Annotated in this window: 16 protein-coding genes; 7 read left to right on the forward strand and 9 right to left on the reverse strand. The window is 65.4% G+C overall.

Annotated elements, in window-relative coordinates:
- Window positions 1-18: 18 nt before the first annotated feature.
- Complete coding sequence (locus J3E64_RS01355) at window positions 19-924, reverse strand: LysR family transcriptional regulator (protein ID WP_253338812.1); 906 nt, start codon at window positions 922-924, stop codon at window positions 19-21.
- A gap of 138 nt (window positions 925-1,062) precedes the next feature.
- On the opposite strand from J3E64_RS01355, the gene J3E64_RS01360 reads away from it, so the two are divergent.
- From J3E64_RS01360 to J3E64_RS01385, 6 genes are all read left to right on the forward strand, one after another.
- On the forward strand, window positions 1,063-1,599 hold the full coding sequence (locus J3E64_RS01360) for a VOC family protein (RefSeq protein ID WP_253338814.1): 537 nt from the start codon (window positions 1,063-1,065) through the stop codon (window positions 1,597-1,599).
- Window positions 1,600-1,627: 28 nt separating this feature from the next.
- Entirely contained in the window at window positions 1,628-3,010 is a 1,383-nt protein-coding gene (locus J3E64_RS01365; RefSeq protein ID WP_253338816.1) for an LLM class flavin-dependent oxidoreductase, read from the forward strand.
- 53 nt (window positions 3,011-3,063) lie between these two features.
- Window positions 3,064-5,733, forward strand: a complete 2,670-nt coding sequence (locus J3E64_RS01370) for a TonB-dependent receptor (protein ID WP_253338818.1) — start codon at window positions 3,064-3,066, stop codon at window positions 5,731-5,733.
- A gap of 2 nt (window positions 5,734-5,735) precedes the next feature.
- Window positions 5,736-7,085, forward strand: a complete 1,350-nt coding sequence (locus J3E64_RS01375; protein ID WP_253338820.1) for an MFS transporter — start codon at window positions 5,736-5,738, stop codon at window positions 7,083-7,085.
- 12 nt (window positions 7,086-7,097) lie between these two features.
- Window positions 7,098-8,744 carry a GMC family oxidoreductase gene (locus J3E64_RS01380; RefSeq protein ID WP_253338822.1) on the forward strand — a complete coding sequence of 549 codons (1,647 nt, stop codon included), beginning with the start codon at window positions 7,098-7,100 and terminating at the stop codon, window positions 8,742-8,744.
- A 226-nt stretch (window positions 8,745-8,970) separates the two neighbouring features.
- Entirely contained in the window at window positions 8,971-9,849 is an 879-nt protein-coding gene (locus tag J3E64_RS01385) for a hypothetical protein (protein ID WP_253338824.1), read from the forward strand.
- On the opposite strand, the gene J3E64_RS01390 is transcribed toward J3E64_RS01385, so the two are convergent.
- The 7 genes from J3E64_RS01390 to J3E64_RS01420 all read right to left on the reverse strand — a co-directional run bounded on the left by J3E64_RS01390 (window position 9,806) and on the right by J3E64_RS01420 (window position 18,422).
- On the reverse strand, window positions 9,806-11,797 hold the full coding sequence (locus tag J3E64_RS01390) for an ATP-binding protein (RefSeq protein WP_253338826.1): 1,992 nt from the start codon (window positions 11,795-11,797) through the stop codon (window positions 9,806-9,808). The genes J3E64_RS01385 and J3E64_RS01390 overlap by 44 nt on opposite strands.
- A 110-nt stretch (window positions 11,798-11,907) precedes the next feature.
- Window positions 11,908-13,170, reverse strand: a complete 1,263-nt coding sequence (locus J3E64_RS01395; RefSeq protein ID WP_253338828.1) for an aminotransferase class I/II-fold pyridoxal phosphate-dependent enzyme — start codon at window positions 13,168-13,170, stop codon at window positions 11,908-11,910.
- A 133-nt stretch (window positions 13,171-13,303) separates the two neighbouring features.
- Window positions 13,304-13,549, reverse strand: a complete 246-nt coding sequence (locus J3E64_RS01400; protein WP_253338831.1) for an acyl carrier protein — start codon at window positions 13,547-13,549, stop codon at window positions 13,304-13,306.
- 118 nt (window positions 13,550-13,667) lie between these two features.
- The gene (locus J3E64_RS01405; RefSeq protein ID WP_253338833.1) at window positions 13,668-13,946 is read right to left on the reverse strand and encodes an ETC complex I subunit; all 279 of its coding nucleotides are present in this window, start codon (window positions 13,944-13,946) and stop codon (window positions 13,668-13,670) included.
- A 55-nt stretch (window positions 13,947-14,001) separates the two neighbouring features.
- Entirely contained in the window at window positions 14,002-16,446 is a 2,445-nt protein-coding gene (gene hrpB / locus J3E64_RS01410; protein ID WP_253338835.1) for an ATP-dependent helicase HrpB, read from the reverse strand.
- Window positions 16,447-16,492: 46 nt separating this feature from the next.
- Entirely contained in the window at window positions 16,493-17,272 is a 780-nt protein-coding gene (locus J3E64_RS01415; RefSeq protein ID WP_253338837.1) for a TSUP family transporter, read from the reverse strand.
- A gap of 121 nt (window positions 17,273-17,393) precedes the next feature.
- Complete coding sequence (locus tag J3E64_RS01420; protein WP_253338840.1) at window positions 17,394-18,422, reverse strand: polyprenyl synthetase family protein; 1,029 nt, start codon at window positions 18,420-18,422, stop codon at window positions 17,394-17,396.
- 104 nt (window positions 18,423-18,526) lie between these two features.
- On the opposite strand from J3E64_RS01420, the gene J3E64_RS01425 reads away from it, so the two are divergent.
- A complete protein-coding gene (locus tag J3E64_RS01425) occupies window positions 18,527-18,805 on the forward strand; it encodes a chorismate mutase (RefSeq protein ID WP_253338842.1) in 279 nt (92 codons plus the stop codon).
- A gap of 2 nt (window positions 18,806-18,807) precedes the next feature.
- Here the strand turns inward: J3E64_RS01425 and J3E64_RS01430 are convergent, their stop codons facing one another.
- A complete protein-coding gene (locus J3E64_RS01430; RefSeq protein ID WP_253338844.1) occupies window positions 18,808-19,761 on the reverse strand; it encodes a cupin-like domain-containing protein in 954 nt (317 codons plus the stop codon).
- Window positions 19,762-20,063 lie beyond the last annotated feature (302 nt).

A 20,063-nucleotide genomic window follows, 5' to 3' on the forward strand; every position in this document is an offset into this window, starting at 1 on the left:
GTCCCTCCGCCGGGCGGATCAGGCGACTTCGGCCGTTTCGCCCGCACGGCTTGCGACCAGATTCCTGAACGCACCGACCAGCCCGCCGCCGTTCTGGCGCATCCATACCAAATCAAGATCAAGGGCGACCTGCAATTCGTCGACCCGGCGCAGCACGATGTCGGCGGGAAGCGTGTAGCAGGCGGACATGTTGACGAAGCCGAGCCCGATCCCTTCTCGGATCAGGGCGATCTGCAATCTTTCGGAATCGACATGGACGGCGGGACGCGGCGTAAATCCGCAGGCGTGACAACGGGTCAGCAACTTGCTTTGCGACAGCCAGTGTCGCTCGGCCGATATGGCGACGAAGAGTTCGTCCATGATGTCCGCGACGGACAATGTCTGCCGGACGGCAAGCGGATGGTCTTTCGGCATGGCTAGCACGAAATCGTCGCGACCGATCGAAAGATGGTCCAGTTCGTTCATCGCGGCTGGCCGTTCTATGACGACGCCGGCCTCGATCTGGTGATTCCGCAGTGCACGGAATTGCTCGATGGAGGTCATCATCGTCGTTTTCAGCAGGACTGCGGGATGCAGCCGTACAAATTCGGCGAGGGCCCAGACGATCGTGGGGTGGCGCACGGACAGTTCGTTCACGCCGATAGTCAGGGAACCGACCGAGCCCGCTGCGGCCAGCCTCGCCTGTCCGAAGGCGTTTTCAACCTGGGCCAGTGCGTCGCGCGCGTCGTCGAAAAAGACGCGGCCGACCGGCGTCATATGGACCCCGTTCGCGGATCGTTCCAGCAGGGGCGCCCCGATCGCCTGTTCCAGCTCGGCGATATGGCGGGACAGGGCAGATTGGGCGACGTGCAGGGTCGCGGCCGCGCGGCTGAAGCTCTGATTTTCCGCGACCGCGACGAAATATCTCAGCTTGTGCAACGACATGATGACCCTTCCTCCCGCTCGTTCGGCTATCATCTCATTTTGAGATAGAGTGCGCGCGCATCGCTATTGGACGCTGAACCCGGGCTTGTCCACTATTGCGGCCAAGGCGCGAACGCAGCAGCGCCGAAGGAGAGAGAGATGGGCACAACCACGCCCCGCCGGATCACGCAGATCGCATTCGCGACGCGCGATCTGGATGCCAGCATGGCATTTTACAGCCGCCACCTGGGTATCGGTCCCTGGTTCGTGCTGCCCATCGCACGCTTTGCCGACCCCCTGTTTCATGGCGCGCCCTGCGACGCCCAGGTGCGTGTTGCCTTCGCCAACAGCGGGGGCATGGAATATGAAATGGTTCAGCAACTGGACGATACGCCGTCCATCTGGCGGGATTTTCTGAAGGACAGCGCCGAGCGAGAGCGGTTTCATCATCTGTGTGAACGCACGCATGACTTTAGTGAGAGCGAGCGCCGGCTGCTGGACGAGGGCTACAGGTCAGCGCTGGAAGGCGCGACCAGGCGCGGCCGCTTCACCTATTTCGCGCATCCCGACGCGCCGGGCACATATCTGGAATTGCTGGAGAGCAGCCCTTCGCGTGAGGCGATGTACGCGCACATTCTGTTGCACGGACAGAGTTGGGACGGGCGCGACCCGGTGCGGTCGTTGCCGCCGTTATGATCGATATTCTGCTGAACGGACCGATATGATGGCTCAGAAGCAAATCGTCCTGGGTGCGCTCGATTGTTTCGCGCCCGGCTTCCTGGCACAGGGCATGTGGGCGCATCCCGCCGACCGCACAGGTGATTTCAACAGCCTTTCCTACTGGACGGACTATGCCCGCCTGCTGGAGCGCGGCCTGTTCGACATGCTCTTCCTGGCCGATACCATCGGCGTCTACGACGTCTATGGCGGCTCGCGCGATCCCGCATTGCGTCTGGGCGTCCAGGTGCCGATCAACGACCCCTTCGTGCTCATCGCTGCGCTGGCGGGCGCGACCAGCAATCTGGGCCTCGCGGCGACCGGCAACCTGCTTTACGAGCCGCCCTATCTGTTCGCCCGGAGGCTTTCGACGCTCGATCATCTGACCGGCGGGCGCGTGGGGTGGAATATCGTCACCGGTATCCTTGCCAGCGGCGCGCGCGCCTTCGGTCGGGACCTGATGGGTCATGACGACCGCTATGACTTTGGCGACGAGTTCATGGAGATCGTGTATCGCCTGTGGGAGCATTCGTGGGAGGATGGCGCGGTCGTGCAGGATCGCGAACGGCCGATGTTCACCGATCCCGACAAGGTGCATCAGGTCGCCTATGCCGGGCGGCATCTGAAGATGTCGGGCATCCACCTGACCGCGCCGTCGCCCCAGCGGACGCCATTGCTCTTTCAGGCGGGCGCTTCGGGTCGCGGAAAGCAGTTCGCCGCGCGTCATGCGGAATGCATGTTCGTCAACGGGACGTCGCGCGCCTCGCTGAGCCGCGCGGTCGCGGACATGCACCGGGCGCTGGCGGAGCAGGGACGGACGCCCGACCAGGTCCGCATACTTGCCGGCCTGACGGTCATCGTCGGCGAGACACGGGCGCATGCCCGCGACAAGCAGGAAGCGTTCAAGGCGGCCGCCAGCGCCGAAGCGACGCTGGTCCATGCGTCGGGAGGCCTCGGCATCGACCTGTCCCGCTACCCCTATGACAGTGAGATCGAATATAGCGAGACCGACGCGAACCGGACGCTGATGGACAATCTGACGCGGCAGCCCGACGGCAGCCGGATCACCATCCGCCAGGTGGCGGAAAAAATGTCCCTGTCGTCGCGCAATATGCTGATTGTCGGCGATGCCCAGACGGTCGCCGACGAGATGATCGCGGTCGTTGCGGAAACGGGCATTGACGGATTCAACCTCGCCCGTGTCCTGATGCCGGACTCGCTGGAGGATTTCGTGCGCCTCGTGGTGCCGCGACTTCAGGAAAAGGGTGCGTACAAGGCGGCCTATCGGTCGGGCACGCTGCGCGAAAAACTGGGGTTGGGCGACGGTGCCCGACTCGCGGCCAATCATTATGGCCGCCACGCCGGGGAGGAAGCGGTCGCCAGCATCTGAATCCCGGATTGGAATGCGTAACAAGAAAATGACAGTGGGAAGGGGATAGGTATATGAAGAAAGGATATATTTCCGTGCGCGGGCGATTTGCTTCGCTGTTGCTCGCGGGCACTGCGGCACTGCTCTTGCCGTCCCTTGCGGCCCAAGCGGCGGATCAGCCCGAAGCGACCGATCCGGCACCCGACATCGTGGTGACGGGGTCCCTTATCCGGCAATCGTCGACGCCGTCTCCGACCGATCTCGTCACTGCCAAGGATATCGATACGCGGGCGATCGTGAACGCATCTGAACTGGTGCGGGCGGTGTCGGCCAATGCCGGGTCGGAATCCCAGGTCGATTCCCTCAACCAGACGCTCACCGCCGGCACCGCGCAGTTCAACCTGCGCAACCTGGGCCTGGGCTCGACGCTCGTCCTGCTCAATGGCCGGCGGCAGACGCTGAGCGCGGTCGCGTCGATCGACGGCAGCACGTTCGTCGACATCAACTCGCTGGTCCCGCTGATTGCCATCCAGCGTATCGAAACGGTCAAGGACGGCGGTGCAGCGACCTACGGGTCGGATGCGGTGGCCGGCGTGGTCAATTTCATCACCCGCAAATCAGTCGACGGGCTGGAGATGAATGCGCGTTCCTATTTCATGGACGGTGCGCGTCAATATTCGATCGAAGGGATTACCGGGTTCAAGCTTGGTGGGGGCGACCTCGTCCTGGCAGGATCCTATTATGGCAGTACCCGACTGGCCACCAACGAACGCGCCTTCACCCGTGCGCGAACCTACGGGCGACCGAGCTGGCATTCGGTGTCGAGCTATGGGCAGCCCGGCTCCTATTATGTCCCGAGCCAGGGTCGATACGTGCCCGACCCGGATTGTACCAACGCGGCCTTCACTGACAGCTATCGCAATTCCGCGACGGACGCATTCTGCCGGTTCGACTTTTCGGATTTCTACGATGTGCTGCCCAAGGAGCAGCGCGCGCAGATCTTCGCGTCCTATAATGTAGATCTGGGCGCCAGCACCAAGCTGACGCTGGAAGGCGCCTACGCCTATACCAATTCCGAAACCACATCCTCACCGTCCTTCCCGATCCTGTCGATCAGCCCGGTGGTCCCGGCCGGCAACCCCTATAATCCGTTCGGTGAGGATGTGCTGTTTCGCGGCCGGGTCAAGGGAGCGGCCTATGGTCCGACCATAACGATCAACCGATACAACACCTTCCGCCTGGCCGCCGCGCTGGAAGGGCGGCTAAGCGACGACTGGCGCTGGACTACGGCCGCGACCTACAGCCAGCAGACCGTGTTGTACGACAAGCCCGACACCAGGGCATCGCGCCTCACGGCCGCGCTCAACGGGTTCGGCGGACCGGCCTGCAACGCATCGACCGGCACAGCGGGGATGGGCGGATGCCAATATTTCAACCCCTTCGGCACGGCGACGCTGGACGCGACCAAGGCGAACAGTCCGGAACTTATGAGTTGGCTGTTCGGGTCGACCGACATGCACGGCAAGAGTACGCTGGCGACGGTTGAGGGCGTCGTGAGCGGGGATCTGTTCACCTATGCCGGCGGCACGGTCGCCAGCGCTTTCGGCGTCCAGTTCCGTGGCAGCACCTTCCGCCACAATTGGAGCGATCTGGTCAATGCGGGCGATCTGATCACCCTGGGCCAGGCGCCGGACTTCTCGGGCGACCAGAAAGTCTATTCCGCCTTTGGCGAACTGCGCATTCCGGTCGGCGATCGCGTCGAGGCGCAGGTTTCCGGGCGGTTCGAGAAATATGAGGGCAGCTTCAGCAACTTCAGCCCGAAATTCTCGCTCCTCGCGCGGCCGACCGACTGGCTGTCGCTGCGCGGCTCCTACGGCAAGGCGTTCCGCGCGCCTTCCATCTACCAGACCGTCGCCGTTCAGAGTTCGCAGCCGTCCGTCAGCGACGGCGGCACCTTCGTGTTCGTCAATACCCAGGCCCGTGGCGACCCAAGCCTGCGGCCGGAAAAATCGACCAACTATAATCTTGGCTTCACGGTCAAGCCGGCGCGCCTGATCGACCTGTCGCTCGACTATTATTCCTTCGACTATCAGGACCTGATCGTGAAGGAAAATCCGCAGGTTATCATCAATCAGGAACGGGCCGATACCGCCGCCGGCCTGACGAACACACCCGCACAGCAGCGCGTGGAGCGTGACTCGCTGGGCGCCCTGCGACTGGTGAAGATCAACTTCATCAATGCATCCGCCGTCAGGACCAAGGGGCTGGATGTGGCCGCGAACCTTGGTTTCGATGCGGGGCCGGGGCAACTGACATTCAATGCCCAGTGGAACCATATCTTCAATTATCGCATCCAGATCGCGGCCGGACAGCCGGCGATCGAAGGGGCAGGCAACGTCAATTTCAACAATCTCGGCCGGTCGCTGCCCCGCGACCGGGTTGAATATGGGGTCGGATGGACTTCCGGTCCGCACAGCCTGAATCTGCTTGGCCATTATGTCAGCGGGTACAGGAACGACCGGAGCGGCATAACCCAGACTCACATCCGGGCTTGGAACATTTTTGACCTGCAATATTCGCTGGATACGGAAGGGCTGATAGGAAAGAACAGCAAGTTGACCGTGGGCGCGCTTAACCTGTTCGATCGCGATCCGCCATTGGCGCAGCTCAACCTGGGCTATGACCCGATCGTTCACGATCCGCGCGGGCGCGTGCTCTACATCGCGATCGGGCAGAAGTTCTGACGATGGCAAGGGGGGACGAGGACATGCCGATGGGCGTACCGGGCGAGAGCGGTCAGGCGACTGACCTGCGCCATGCCAACATCGCGCTCGGCATATTCCTCGTCGCCTATATTCTCTCGTTCGTCGATCGGCAGATACTCAGCCTGATGGTGGAGCCGATCAAGCGTGACCTGGGGCTCAGCGACCTTCAGGTCGGCCTGTTGCAGGGACTGGCCTTCGCCATGCTCTACGCCGTGGTCGGCATCCCCATCGGGATGCTGGCCGACCGGGTCAGTCGGCGCAAAATCATCGCCGGCGGCATTCTTTTCTGGAGCGCCTGCACGGCGATGTGCGGTTTCGCCGGCGGCTATCTTCAACTGTTCGTCGCGCGGATGGGCGTGGGACTGGGCGAAGCGTCCCTCTCTCCCTCCGCGCATAGCTGGCTTAGCGACGCCTATCCGCCCGCGCGCCTCTCGCGGGCCATGGCAATCTACAATCTGGGCATCACCATCGGCGGCGGTCTTGCGCTGCTGGTGGGCGGTGCGGTGGTCGACATGGTCGCGACCCACGGTGTCCCGGTGCTGCCGGTGGTCGGGGCGATGCCGACGTGGCGCATCGCTTTCCTCATCGTCGCGCTGCCCGGTCTGCTGGTGGCGGGGCTCGTCGCTTTCGCGCGCGAACCGGCACGCCGGGGACAGACTGGACCCGGCCCCATGTCGCTGGGCGCTGCCCTGTCGCATCTGCACCGCCACGGCCGCACTTTTTTGGCAATCTACGGCACTTCCGTCGCGCTGGGCGTGATGGGCTACGGTCTCACCGCCTGGTATCCGACGCTGCTGATCCGGACGTTCGCAATGACGGCGGGCGAGGCGTCGTTGCGACTGGGGCTGATCTACCTTGTCCTCGGCAGCCTGGGAGCGCTCGCCGGCGGGTTCGCAGCGGAGCGCCTGACGCTCAGAGGAGTGCGCGACGCGAATCTTCGCGTGCCCATGATCCTCGCCCTGCTTTGCGCGATACCTGCGGCCTGTGCGCCGCTAATGCCCTCGCCGGTCTTGCTGCTGCTGCTGTTTGCGCTGCTCACCTTTCTGTTCAACGGCTATTTCGGCTGTGCGCTGGCGGCGATTCAGTTGGCCACACCGCCGCGGATGCGCGCTACGGGTGCGGCCTTGTTCCTGCTCGCCAACAGCCTGATCGGGCTGTCGCTGGGTACGGCGATAGTCCCACTCATCGACCGGGCCTTCTTCGGCGGCCAGGGGCAGATCGGTCCGGCACTGGCCGTCATCGGCCTGCTGGCCACGCTCATCGCGGCCGTCGCCGCCCGGTCGGGTTTGCGCGCCTATGCGGCGACCATCGACGCGTTGGCGCGGGATTGAACCGGCGCCAACATGGGATTTCGCAAGGCCCGCCGGGCGGAAATCGGCTATGATTATGTGGTGGTAGGCGCCGGCGCGGCTGGCTGTGCCGTGGCGGCGCGCCTGTCCCGGCTGGAAGGTGCCAGCGTCCTGCTGATGGAAGCGGGCGGTTTCAGTCGCAATCCCCTGCTGGGCGTTCCGGCGGCGGCGGTGCTGAGCATGCGCACGCCGCGCTATTCGTGGCGTTACGATACAGAGGCCGAAGATCCAGATCCCGCCCGGGCCTCGTCCCTGATGGCCGGGCGGATGGTTGGCGGTGGGACGGGGATCAACGGCCTGATGTACTTGCGCGGGCATCCCCGCGACTATGATCGCTGGCGGGATGTAGCGGGCTGCCCGGGTTGGGGATATGACGATATTCTCCCCTTTTTTCGCAGGTCCGAAGCCAGCGAACGGGGCGAAAACGCGTATCATGGCGGTAGCGGGCCGATCGGGACCAGCCGGGGCAGGGCCTCCTTGCCGATCGGTGCCGCCTTTCTGGAGGCCTGCGCGCGCAGCGGCCTTCCCGTCGTGGACGATCTCAATGCCCTGACCGGTGAAGGGGCTGGCCTTTATGACCTCATGGCGCGCGGTGGCCGGCGATCCATGGCGGGGGATTATCTGCGTCATGTCGCCGATGCCCGTGGCCTGACTGTCATCACGGACGCCCTAGTAACCGGCATCGACATTCAGGACGGCCGCGCGCGGGCGATAGACTATGTGCACCGGGGTCGGCGCCGACGGGTCGAAGCGGGCAGGGACATCATAGTGGCGGCCGGTTGCATCAACACGACGCAGCTGCTGCTGCTTTCCGGCATAGGTCCTGCAACCGACCTGACCAGTCACGGCATCGCCGTGCGGGTCGACGCACCGCAGGTCGGCGCGAACCTGCAAAACCACGCGGCGGCATCGCTGCATTTCGCCTTCGATGCGGGCATGACGGCCACGGATCGCCTGCGCGGCGGGGGTCTGTTGACGGCCGGGATTCAGTATCTGGCGGGGCGCAGCGGCATATTGGCGGAACTGCCCACGCCCGCGGGTGCGCTGATCCACGCGGACGGCGCGGGGGCGGACGCGACGCCGGATACCCAGATCATTCTGGGGGCGGGCCTGCCGGGGAAGGGGCGCGGATGGAATGCCCTGCTGTCCGGTACGCCGGGTTTCATGCTGATGGTCAATCAGGGAAGGCCGGAAAGCAGGGGCAGCATCCGGTTGCGGTCCGCCGATCCGCTGGCGCCACCGCTGATCCGCAACGGATTTTTTCGATGCGACGGCGACAGGAACATGCTGGCCCACGCGGTACACCGCGCGCGCGCGATCGCGGAAAACGGCTTTTCGGCCGCAATCGGCGTCCAGCCGCAGCTCTCAAGCCGCTTCGCGCTGGAAGATGATGTCGATGCGCTCGCCAGGACCATCCACCGCCACGTCGCGCCCTATTATCATATGGTGGGAAGTTGTCGGATGGGCACCGATGCAGGAGCAGTTGTCGACCCTGAATTGCGGGTTCGGGGCATTGCGGGATTGCGCATCGCCGACACGTCCGTCGCCCCGCTGCTCGTGAACGGCAACACGTCGGCGATGGCGTTCATGATCGGCGAACGGGCCGCCGACTTCATCCGGGCCGACGCGGACAAGGCCTGAACCGTCATCCCGGCGGGGATTGGTCGCTTGAAACGGCGGCGGGCCGGTGTCGTCCGGGTGCCGGTCCCGGGCTATCGCCCCGGCGTTGGCCGCCATGAAATGGTGATGTGATCTGTTCATTTGGATTGAAGGATGGTGCCGGAAACGTCATGGGCCGGGGCGGCGTGGCATGAACCGCGCTGTTGTGGCAATCGATGATGGTAGAAACCGGCTCTTGATCGGGAATATGGCGAAAAATCTCCCTCCTCTTGTCGCCGCTGAACTGGCTCAGCCGGTCGACCAGCGCGCGGCCGCCATGGCCGGCGCGCTTGCGGCCCGCTATGCCAATGCCGCGCGCGCTGTCCTTTTCTACGGCTCTTGCCTGCGGGAACGAAATCTCGATGGGCTGATGCTGGATTTCTATCTTATCGTGTCGGACTATCGCAGCGCCTATGGCGGCGGTTGGCTGGCCACGGCCAACCGGATGATCCCGCCCAATGTATTTCCGTTCGAACATCAGGGGCTGATCGCGAAATATGCGGTTCTTTCCGAAGCCGATTTTGCGCGGCTCAACGGTATGGATGCCGACAATGTCTCGGTATGGGCCCGCTTTTCGCAGCCCGCTCGCCTGCTCTGGGTTTCGGATGCCATGGCGCGCGCGCGCGTCATCGGGGCGATAGCGGGCGCCGTTCCGACATTGCTCTCGCTCGCGCGGCCGATGGCGGATGAGGGCGTGCCGGTGCTGGAACTCTGGAAGACGGGGTTCGCGCTTACCTACAATGCCGAACTTCGCGCCGAAAAGACGGGACGGTCGACGTCCATCGTCGATGCCGACCCTGTCCGCTACAGCCGGTTCGGAGAGGCTGCGCTGGCAGACGGTCTGCCGCCGGCGCCACAACATACGGCGCGACATTGGCGCCGGCTTCAACGGCGGGGCAAATTCCTCTCGATCGCACGATTGGCCAAGGCCAGTTTCACCTATGCCGGCGGGATCGATTATCTCGCGTGGAAGATCAACCGGCACGCGGGAACCGCGCTGGAAATCAAGCCGTGGCAACGGCGCTGGCCGTTGCTCGGCGCCATCACTCTGCTGCCTCGGCTGCTCCGGTCCGGGGTGATTCGGTGAGCGCCTGCGACAGGGCATGTGCCAGACCCGCAAGCGTGTAGGGTTTTCGCAACACCACATGATCGGCGAAGTCCGCGCTTTCCGCCATGTCGCCGGCATAGCCCGTGACGAACAGGATCGGCAGATGCGCGTAACATGCGGGCAGGGACCGGACCATTTCCGGCCCGGTCAGGTCGGGCATCAGCACATCGGTCATGATCAGGGTGACGTCGCTATTGTGGGCGAGCAGCCGTGCCGCCTTGGCGGGATGATCGCAGGCGATGGGCAAATGGCCAAGTTCGGACAATGCCGCCATAGTTTGGTTCAGCACGCGTCGGTCATCCTCCACCACGAGTATCCTCGCGGGGGGATGGCGTACCGGCGTATCGGCCATCATTCCGGGTTCGTCGGCGACCGCCACGTCATCGGCCCCGCGCCGCGGCAGGTACATATGCACGCGGGTGCCCTTGCCCGGTTCGGTATCGATACTGATTTCGCCCGCGCTTTGCCGGACGAAGCCGAAAATCTGGCTCAGTCCCAGCCCGGTTCCCTTGCCGACCGGCTTGGTGGTGAAAAAGGGTTCGAAAACCCGCGCCGCGATCTCGGGCGCCATGCCGCAGCCGTCGTCGGACACGGTCAGCCGGACATAGTCACCGGCGCTACATTCCCCGACCTCGCCGTCCTTCAACGTGACCGGGCTGGTCGACAAGCTGAGAAGGCCGCGTCCGTCCATTGCGTCCCGGGCATTGACGCACAGGTTCAGTATCGCATTTTCCACCTGGTGCTGGTCGACGAAAATGCACCATCCGCGCGCGGCGGGTGACAGGTGAACGGTAATCTGATCACCGATGGTCCGGTCGATCAGTTCGGCCATGCCGGAAAGGAGCTTGTCCGGATCGATTGCGCTGGGCAGCAGCGGTTCTGCGCGGGCGAACGCCAGCAACCGTCGCGTCAGCGCGGCAGCGCGATTGGCCCCCTCGGCCGCATTGTCGAGGTGGCGGGCGGCTTCTTCGGGTTTCAGCCGCAATTTGCGCTTCGCAAGTTCCAGGCCGCCAACGACAACCGCCAGCATGTTGTTGAAATCATGCGCGATGCCGCCGGTAAGCTGACCTACCGCGTCCATCTTGTGCATCTGGCGCAGATTTTCCTCGGCGGTGGCGCGCTCCGCCGTTTCCTGCTTCAATTGCTGATAGGCTTCGGACAGTTCGGCCGTGCGCGCCTGAACCGCCGCCTCGAGGCGATCGGCCCGTTCCGTTTCCTGTTCCGCCTGTCTGCGCGCCTTGCGCCGCTCATTATAGGCGACATTGGCGAACCAGGCGGCAAACAGCGCGCATACCAGCAGAACGAGGCCGAACAGCCGCCAGGTCCGTCCGACCCATTCGGTGCGATCGCCCGCCAGCGACACGGCCAGGCTCCGTTCGCGCAGCCGAGCGTTTTCCGCCGTAATGATCTTGTCCAGCAGGGTCGCTATCTGCACCAGATCGCGGGATTTTCCCGCTTCGTGAAACCGCGCCAGCGCCGCCATCTTCTGGTCATAGGTCGTGCGAAGGCCGATTTCATTCAGAGTCTTGCCGCGCTCCCCGAACAGGCGTTGAAGGGATTCAACATTGCCACTCTGCCACCCCGCCTGGCGCGTGGCATAACGCAACGCCTTCAATTCGCTGGCGGCGCCGCGCCACTGATCCTGGAACAGGCGCCCCGTATCGGGGTCCAGGCTGATGACATAGCGCGCCAGCGTGGCTTCGGACCGGGCGATGCTGGCGTCGAGCGCATGGGCGAGCGCGATGACCTCGAAACTGCGTCGCTGCTCGATCAGTGCCCTTTCATGATCCCGCGACGCGTTGCTGGCGGTGTAGAGCAGGACGCCGAGCGACCCCACCAGCAGAGCCACCAGGAGCAACGGTATCGCGCGGCGCATGCGGGAACGCCAGCCTCCATCCTGCGGGGTTATGCAATCGCCGTCGGCCATAAGCCGTTACACTAGCCCAACAGGATCGTCCGTGGAACCACCTGCCGATATTGTTCCTTCGCCGGTACACGACTGGCCGCGCATTCGCAGCGCCCGGCCGCAAGCTCCGATCAGCCGATCGCGCCCGTCGCCTTCCCGGCCGTCGCGAAGATCGCAATGATCTGTTCGACCTGATCGTCGCTATGGTCGGCGCATAGCGAGCAACGCAGCAGGAAGGTGCCGGCCGGAGTCGCCGGCGGGCGCGCCATGTTGACGTAAAGACCAAGTTCCAGCAGCGCCTGCCACATGGCCACCGCCTGTGCCTGATCGTTCAGGATCACGGCGATGATGGCCGACTGCGGCGTTTCGGTCCCCAGCTTGAAGCCCAGGTCCGTCAGCCCCTTGTGCAGGCGCTGGCTGTTTTTCCACAGATGCGCGCGCTTGTCGGCCGCATGCATGAGTTTGCGGATGCTGGTGGCGGCGGTCGCGACAACGCTGGGCGGCAGCGACGCGGTAAACACATAGGGGCGGCAGACGAGGCGGAGCACCTCGAACTTGGGATGGTTGGACACACAGAAGCCGCCGACGGTACCGACCGATTTCGAAAAGGTCCCGACGACGAAATCGACATCCTTCTCTACGCCCTGCTCTTCGTAGACACCCCGGCCCTTCGCGCCGAAAAAGCCCATGCCATGGGCCTCGTCCACCAAAATCATGCAGTTGGGATGCCTGCGCACGGCGGCAACCATGTCGGGCAGCGGCGCGACGTCGCCCAGCATCGAATAGACGCCTTCCAGCACCACCAGCTTCAGCGCATCCGCCGGCAGCCGGCCGAGCCGCTTGTCCAGATCCTCCACGCTGTTGTGGCGGAACCGGACGATGTCCGCATCGCCAAGGAAGCAGCCGTCATAGATGGACGCATGGCTGTCCGCGTCCAGCACGACAAAGTCGCCCTTGCCCGCCAGGGTCGATATGATGCCCAGATTGGCCTGATAGCCGGTCGAAAAGACCATCGCCGACGACGTGCCGTAAAAGTCCTTGAGCGCGTCCTCGACTTCCTTGTGCCCCTGATAGGTGCCGTTAAGCACGCGGCTGCCGGTGGTGCCGGCGCCGAACTCGTCCAGCGCCTTCTTGCCGGCGGCGACGACGTCGGGGTCGAAGGTCATGCCCATATAGTTGTAGGTGCCCAGGAGGATGGTCTCCTTGCCCTTGATGATCGCGCGGGTGGGCGAAAGCACCTGGTCCATTACGATGGCGAATGGATCGCGCACGCCGGTGGCCAACAGCGCCTCGCGTTCCGCGATCAGGGCGTCGAACTTGGAAAACAGGTCGCGCGCGTTCGATATCTCGGCCGGCTTGCGGGTGTCGGGTGCTGTGGCGGTGGCTTCGGTCATGGTCATTGTCCGTTTGGTTCGAGCAGCATCGAGCGGTGTCGAGACATGTCGGTCGAGAACGAATTGCCCGCCTTCCCGACATCGGTTCTCGACAAACTCGAACCGCCGCCCGGGTCGAACGGCGGGCGGAAGATCAGGCGGCCTTCAACTTCGCGACCGCATCGACAAGCTGGCCGACGGTTTCGATCTCAGCCTGCATGTTCATGGTGATGATGATGTCGAATTCATCCTCGATGGCGGCAACGAAATCCATCACGGTCAGGCTGTCCCATTCCAGATCGCCTGCGAAGCTGGTGCTTTCGTCCAGGTCCACGCCCTTCTTGTTGAAAGGCTCGATCTGCGCCTTGACGCTGTCGAAAATATCGCTGCGATCCGTCATCGGTGAAAATTGTCTTTCCGTCAAAATGCGGCTTTTGCCGCTTCGACCTGTCCTTTGGCAAGGGAATAAGGCCGCAATCGGGCAGCATCGCGCCCGATTGTGCCAAGGACCGGCCGGGTCAGCGGAAATTGTCGGCGTAGGCCTGAAGCTTCAGCGTCTTGGGGGGCGTTGCGATCAGCGTGTAGGCGATGGCTTCGCGCTCGGCATAGGCGATGGCGGCCTCCTGCGAAGGAAAGGTCAGTTTCAACTGCTGCCTGGTATCGCCCGAACCGGCCCATCCGGTCAGCGGATCGGGCTTCTTCGCTTCGGCGGGCACATATTCCAGCACCCATTTACGGGTCAGCGCCTTGCCGGATTGGAGGGCGTTTTTCTGGATCTGATAGATGCGCGCGGTCATCGCGGTGGGACTCCGTTTGTCGTGATGCTGCGTTGCACCAGCGGGCGCCGCGAAGTCAAGACTTGGCGCGGGCGTCGGCACGCTTGGTTCGCAAGGTTGCGCTGGCCGCGGCGGGATCGTCGGGCCATGGGTGGCGCGGGTAGCGCCCGCGCATTTCCTTCGCCACGTCACGCCAGTTGCCGGCCCAGAAGCCCGGCAGGTCGCGCGTGGTCTGGATAGGGCGGCCTGCGGGCGACGTCAGCGACAGCACCAGCGGGATGCGCCGGCTGCCGATGACGGGATGGTGCGACAGGCCGAACAGTGCCTGGACGCGCAGCTCGACGCGCGGACCGCCTTCGGCCGCGTAATCGATGGCGTGGGTCGACCCGGCGGGCGAACGGAAATCCGGCGGGGCAAGGCGGTCGAGCTGCTGCTTGCCGTCCCAGCCGATCAGGCCTTCCAGCACGCCCGACAATTGCGACCGGTCAATGTCTGACAGGCGGCGTCTGCCGGCAAGCAGCGGCGGCAGCCAGTCGTCGAGTGTGTCGAGCAAGGTCGCGTCGGAAAGTGCGGTCAGGTTCGCGAAGCCCGCGCGGGTGCGCAGGGACAGCGCGGCTTCCGACCAGGGCAGCAGGGCAAGCCCTCCCTGCCGCACGCCGTTCGTCAGGGCCCCTGACACGGCTTGCGGATCGGGGCTGTCGTCCGGCCCTGTCGAGAGGGGCACCGAACCGAGGCGCTTTTCGCGGCGCGCGTCTATTCCCTTGTTGTCGGGGCGGAACGCGACGGTCCTGTATTCCACGACCCGGTCGGCAAAAAGGGCGCCTATGTCCGCTTCGGCAAGCGGCGCGGCGGACAGGATGCGTGCTCCCGCCGCGCTGCCCTGCACCTCTCCCACGGCCAGCCATTCCTCGCGCGCGAGGGCGGAATGCGGATCCAGCCGGAAGCCGCGTCCGCCCACGCTGGCCCAGTCCGCGCCGTCGGCCGACCGCCGCCTCGCCACCCGGTCGGGAAAGGCGAGGGCGAGGCAGACGCCGACCGGATGATCGGTCGACAGCGCGTCCCGGGCATCGGGCGCCATCCTTGCCCAGCGTTGCGCGAGCGCGCGCGCGGTGTTGGCGCGCCGGTCGCTTTCCCGCCGCCAGCGTTGCCGGCGCGACGGCAGGTCGACATCCTGTCCGCCGATCCCCCGTTCGCCGAGCAGCACCGCAATATCGGCCGCGACATCGGCCAGGCCGATTTCTCCCGCACGCACCAGCATGTGCGCGATGCGCGGCGCGAGGGGCAGCTTCGCCAGCGCGCGGCCGTGCGCCGTGATGCGTCCGTCGGCATCGAGCGCATCCAACGTCAGCAGCCGCGTCCGCGCCTCGGCCACGGCGGCGGCAGGGGGCGGATCCAGCCAGCGCAGCCCGCCCGGGTCGGCGAGACCCCAAAGGGCGCAGTCCAGCAGCAGGCTGCTGAGGTCGCTTTCCAATATCTGGGGCGGATCGAACGGGGGCATGCCGGCCGTCGCCGCCGCCTCCCACAGGCGATAGGCCACGCCCGGGCGCTGCCGCGCGGCACGGCCCGCGCGCTGGGTCGCGGCCGCCTGGCTGGCACGCTCCGTCACCAGTCGGGTTACGCCGGCCGCCCGGTCGTAGCGGGGGCGGCGTGCGAGCCCCGAATCCACCACGATCCGCACCCCCTCGATCGTCAGGCTGGTTTCGGCGATGGAGGTGGCGAGAATGATCTTGCGGCGGCCGTCGCGCGCGGGGCGGATCGCGGCGCGCTGGGCCGCCGGGTCCAGACTGCCGTGCAGCCGGTGCACCGTCACATCGCCGCCGTCGAGCCGTTCGGCCGTGCGCTCGATCTCAGCGACGCCGGGCAGGAAGGCGAGCAGGTCGCCCTCGCTTTCCTCCACCAGTGCCCTGCGGATGGCGGCAGTCATTTCGTCCTCGATCCGCTTTTCGGCGGCGCGGCCGATGTGGCGCAGGTCCAGCGGCTGGATGCGGCCCTCGCTCTCGATCACGGGCGCGTCGCCCAGCAACGCGGCGAAGCGCGCGCCGTCCAGCGTGGCGGACATCGGGATGATGCGCAGGTCGGGGCGCAGCGCGCCCTGCGCGTCGAGCGCCAGCGCCAGCCCGAAATCGCTGTCGAGGCTGCGTTCATGCACTTCGTCGAACAGCACCGCCGAAATGCCTGACAGTTCCGGGTCGTCCTGGATGCGCCGGACGAAAATTCCCTCGGTCAGGACGAGGATGCGGGTGCGCGCGGACGAACGGCTGTCCATCCGCGTGGCGTAGCCGACGGTGCCGCCCGGCTGCTCGCCCATCAGTTCGGCGATGCGTTCGGCGGCGGCGCGCGCGGCGAGGCGGCGGGGGGAAAGCAGCAGCACCTGCCCGTTGCACCACGGCTGGTCCAGCAGGGCAGGGGCGACGGCTGTGGTCTTGCCGGCGCCCGGCGGCGCGACCAGCACGGCGTTGCTGCCCGCCCGCAGCGCGGCGAGCAGGTCGGGCAGGACGGCGTGGACGGGCAGGGCGGTCATTGCCGCTTCCCTCGCGCCTTTTGCCGCCGGGCGCAAGGCAGGGCGATCAACCGAACAGGTAGATGTGGATCGGGTTCTTCGGATCCAGCAGCATCTTCGCTGTCAGCGCCAGCGACATGATGATCAGCAGCGGCTTGATGAGGCGCGAGCCGAAACGCATGGCCAGGTGGGATCCGATCTGTCCGCCGACGATGCTGCCCACCGCCATGGCCAGCCCCGCCACCCACAGCACATGCCCGCCCGCCAGCATGGTCAGCAGCCCGGCGATGTTGCTGGCGAAATTGGCCGCCTTGGTCTGGGCGGTCGCGCGCAGGATAGACAGGCCCCCCAGCGCCAGGAAGATGGTGGTGTAGAAGGCGCCGGCGCCCGGTCCGAAAAAACCGTCGTAAAAGCCGACCACCCCGATCAGGCCCGACAGTCCGGCCATCCCCACTCGGGCGTGGCGGTCGGCGTCGCCCAGGCGAGGTGAGAAGGTGAAATAGGCGGCCATCGCGATCAGCAGCGCGGGCATCAGCCCGGCCAGGATCGACGGGTCGACCCTTTGCAGCAGCCATGCCCCGCCGACCGACCCGATGAAGGCGGCGATGACCGGCGCTTTGTAGGTCCTGAGGTCCATGTGCCCGCGCCGCGCATAGGCGATGCAGGCGCCGAAGGTGCCGAAACAGCTTTGCAGCTTGTTGGTGGCGACCGCCGGCACCGGCGGTATGCCGGCCGCCAGCAGTGCGGGCAGGGTGATGAGGCCGCCGCCGCCCGCCATCGCGTCGATACAGCCTGCGGTCAACGCGGCCGCCATGAGGAAGGCGATGGTTTCGGGGGACAGGATCATGAAAGGGCGGGCCTCGATAGCGGTTCGCAGGCCGCCGGTCGCAGCGTCCTTTGCCGTCGCGGCGGGGCTTCGACAGGCTCAGCCCGAACGGTGACTGGAACGAGCGAAGCGGCCCGTCCCCTCAATAGGCGCGTGCGATAGCGAATTCGACCGCTTCGGTAAGGGCGGCTTTCGCCTTGCCGGACTCGAACATGCCCAGTGCGTCGATCGCGCGCTGGCCGTAATGCCGTGCGCGCGCCAGCGTGTCGGCGATGGCACCAGTCCCGCGCAGCAGCGCCGTGGCATGCGCCAGGTCCGCATCGCCCACGCGATGACCGGCGATCGCCGCTTTCCAGAAGGCGCGGTCCTCGGCCGACCCGCGCGCATAGGCGAGGATGACGGGCAATGTCACCTTGCCGTCGCGGAAGTCGTCGCCGGCATCCTTGCCCATCGTCGCCTCGTCCGATTCATAATCGATCGCGTCGTCGATCAGCTGAAAGGCGATACCGAGGTTGCGGCCATAGACGTCCAGCGCCTGTTCCTCCGTCTCGCTGCGATCGGCGACCACTGCCGATATGCGACAGGCGGCGGCGAACAGGGCGGCGGTCTTTGCCCCGATGATGTCGAGATACTGTTCCTCGCTGGTGTCGATCTTGCGCTGGGCGGTGAGCTGGTTCACCTCGCCCTCCGCGATCACTGCGGAGGCGCCCGACAGGATTTTCAGCACCTTGAGCGATTCGGCTTCCACCATGAGTTCGAAGGAGCGGGAAAAGAGGAAGTCGCCCACCAGCACGCTGGCGCTGTTGCCCCATATGATGTTGGCGGTCCTGCGGCCCCGGCGCATGCCCGACCCGTCGACCACATCGTCGTGCAGCAGCGTGGCGGTGTGGATGAATTCGACTGCGGCGGCCAGCTTGTAGTGGCGCGCGCCCGCATAACCGACCAGGTCGGCACAGGCCAGCGTCAGCATCGGCCTCAGCCGCTTGCCCCCGCCTGCGATCAGATGGCCCGCCAGTTCGGGAATCAGCGGGATGCGCGATTGCATCCGGTCCAGGATCACGGCATTCACATGGTTCATGCCGTCGGCGACCAGCGACATGATGGGGGCGAGAGAGGGCGCGTTCTTGCCGCGACCGATCGGATGGACGTTGCCGGGGACGGATGCTGTCATGACCGCGTCCATGTGGCGGTGCAAAAAGCCAAAGGCAAGCGGGAATAGCTTGCCACGCGGCCCGGATAACGCAAAAAGCGCGCGATTCGACCGGAGGATGCCCCATGGACCAGACCCTGCAGCGCTACCGCGAAAGCATCGACAATATCGACGCGGCGCTGGTGTTCATGCTGGCCGAACGGTTCAAGATCACCCAGGCGGTCGGCGAATTCAAGGCGACCCATGAGCTGCCCCCCGCCGACCCGGGCCGCGAGGAAAGGCAAATTAGCCGCCTGCGCCAGCTGGCGCTCGACGCGAAGCTGGACCCGGACTTCACCGAGAAATTCCTGCGCTTCATCATCGACGAGGTGATCCGCCACCATGAGAGCATCCGCGAGGGATAGCGTCAGTCCGCAGGATAGCTTTCATGGCCGGCATTGGGCCAGCGGAAGCCGGTATAGGTCAGCATGGTCGAAAAGCTTTCCGACCGCACCTGATGCCACCAGCCGATCGGGATGAAGAGCAGGTCGCCCGGCGTCAGCCGCACCTCATAGCGGGGCACGTCGCGTGCCTTGGGGAACTGGGCGAGCCGTGCCGGATCGGTCAGGTCGACGACGTCGCTGAACACATGGCGGTGATGCGCCAGACGGCCGGTCTGCGACGGCGGGACGAGGATGACCTGCTTGGTGCCGGTCACCTGCGCCAGCAGATTGTTGGTCAGGTCGAAATGCAACTGTGTGAAGGTGGCCGCGCCGCCGATCCACACCATGCCCGGCGCGCGCGTCAGATAGGCGTCGAGATGGCCCAGATCGTCGTGCAGGGGCGCCAGCGCGGGCGCGTTCCGGGCGCTGTTATAGGCAGTCAGATAGGCGTCGTTGCCGCCGTCGCGGACCATGTCGATGAACGTGCGGAAGGGTGCGCGACGCCTGTGCCTGTCCTTGCGGATCTCATAGTCGGCGGCACTTTTGCGGCCGCCCTGAAATTCGACCTCCGCATCGCCGATGCGCTCGGCGAGATAGTCGGGCGTCCAGCGGTCCAGCGCAGGCCAGCCCGCCATCGCCCCCTTGATCAGGACGGGTCGGCCGGGGGCGTAGAAATTGTCGAGAAATTCATCGCCCGAGAGATTTTCGGCGGTGAGCAGGCCCGAGGCATAGGCGGACAGCGCGCGCTGCCGCTCCATGACGTCGAGCAGCCATTCGCGTCGTTTCAGGGCAAGCAGTTCCTCGGCCGGGGTCGCTTTCGCCTTGACCGGTTGCGGGCGGGCGGGCGCGGCGGGCCGGCCCGGCTGGAAGCCGGTCTGGCGCAGCGCCATTTGCAGGCGCATCGAATCGGCATCGGAGAAGGGCGGTGTCTTTGCCATGATGCCGCGCTAATCCCCGTTCATGACGGGCCTGTTGCACGGCATGACATTATCATGACGGACCGGGCAGGCTCGATCCGGGCCATCTGGCCTGCGCGGCCCGTCGGGGCGGAGGCGAATTTTGCAAGTCGGTCGATCTTGCCAAGTTCACACCGTCGCGGCCTTCGCGAAATCGTGGATCGAGACCCGTGGCGTCGATTTCGCAATAGGAGATTTTTTGCAAAGTCGCGCGCGCCGGAGCGGCGGGCGGCGCGGGACGGGATGCGGACGGTGGGAAAGAGCCGTCGCCGGAGATAGCATGG

Origin of the sequence: Sphingobium sp. OAS761, assembly GCF_024168485.1 — a bacterium.
GTDB lineage: Bacteria > Pseudomonadota > Alphaproteobacteria > Sphingomonadales > Sphingomonadaceae > Sphingobium.

Bases quoted from the DNA above. Each gene is read 5' to 3' on its own strand.
- J3E64_RS01355 (WP_253338812.1), bottom strand. From the start codon at position 924: ATGTCGTTGCACAAGCTGAGATATTTCGTCGCGGTCGCGGAAAATCAG.
- J3E64_RS01360 (WP_253338814.1), top strand. From the start codon at position 1,063: ATGGGCACAACCACGCCCCGCCGGATCACGCAGATCGCATTCGCGACG.
- J3E64_RS01365 (WP_253338816.1), top strand. From the start codon at position 1,628: ATGGCTCAGAAGCAAATCGTCCTGGGTGCGCTCGATTGTTTCGCGCCC.
- J3E64_RS01370 (WP_253338818.1), top strand. From the start codon at position 3,064: ATGAAGAAAGGATATATTTCCGTGCGCGGGCGATTTGCTTCGCTGTTG.
- J3E64_RS01375 (WP_253338820.1), top strand. From the start codon at position 5,736: ATGGCAAGGGGGGACGAGGACATGCCGATGGGCGTACCGGGCGAGAGC.
- J3E64_RS01380 (WP_253338822.1), top strand. From the start codon at position 7,098: ATGGGATTTCGCAAGGCCCGCCGGGCGGAAATCGGCTATGATTATGTG.
- J3E64_RS01385 (WP_253338824.1), top strand. From the start codon at position 8,971: ATGGCGAAAAATCTCCCTCCTCTTGTCGCCGCTGAACTGGCTCAGCCG.
- J3E64_RS01390 (WP_253338826.1), bottom strand. From the start codon at position 11,797: ATGGCCGACGGCGATTGCATAACCCCGCAGGATGGAGGCTGGCGTTCC.
- J3E64_RS01395 (WP_253338828.1), bottom strand. From the start codon at position 13,170: ATGACCGAAGCCACCGCCACAGCACCCGACACCCGCAAGCCGGCCGAG.
- J3E64_RS01400 (WP_253338831.1), bottom strand. From the start codon at position 13,549: ATGACGGATCGCAGCGATATTTTCGACAGCGTCAAGGCGCAGATCGAG.
- J3E64_RS01405 (WP_253338833.1), bottom strand. From the start codon at position 13,946: ATGACCGCGCGCATCTATCAGATCCAGAAAAACGCCCTCCAATCCGGC.
- hrpB (WP_253338835.1), bottom strand. From the start codon at position 16,446: ATGACCGCCCTGCCCGTCCACGCCGTCCTGCCCGACCTGCTCGCCGCG.
- J3E64_RS01415 (WP_253338837.1), bottom strand. From the start codon at position 17,272: ATGATCCTGTCCCCCGAAACCATCGCCTTCCTCATGGCGGCCGCGTTG.
- J3E64_RS01420 (WP_253338840.1), bottom strand. From the start codon at position 18,422: ATGACAGCATCCGTCCCCGGCAACGTCCATCCGATCGGTCGCGGCAAG.
- J3E64_RS01425 (WP_253338842.1), top strand. From the start codon at position 18,527: ATGGACCAGACCCTGCAGCGCTACCGCGAAAGCATCGACAATATCGAC.
- J3E64_RS01430 (WP_253338844.1), bottom strand. From the start codon at position 19,761: ATGGCAAAGACACCGCCCTTCTCCGATGCCGATTCGATGCGCCTGCAA.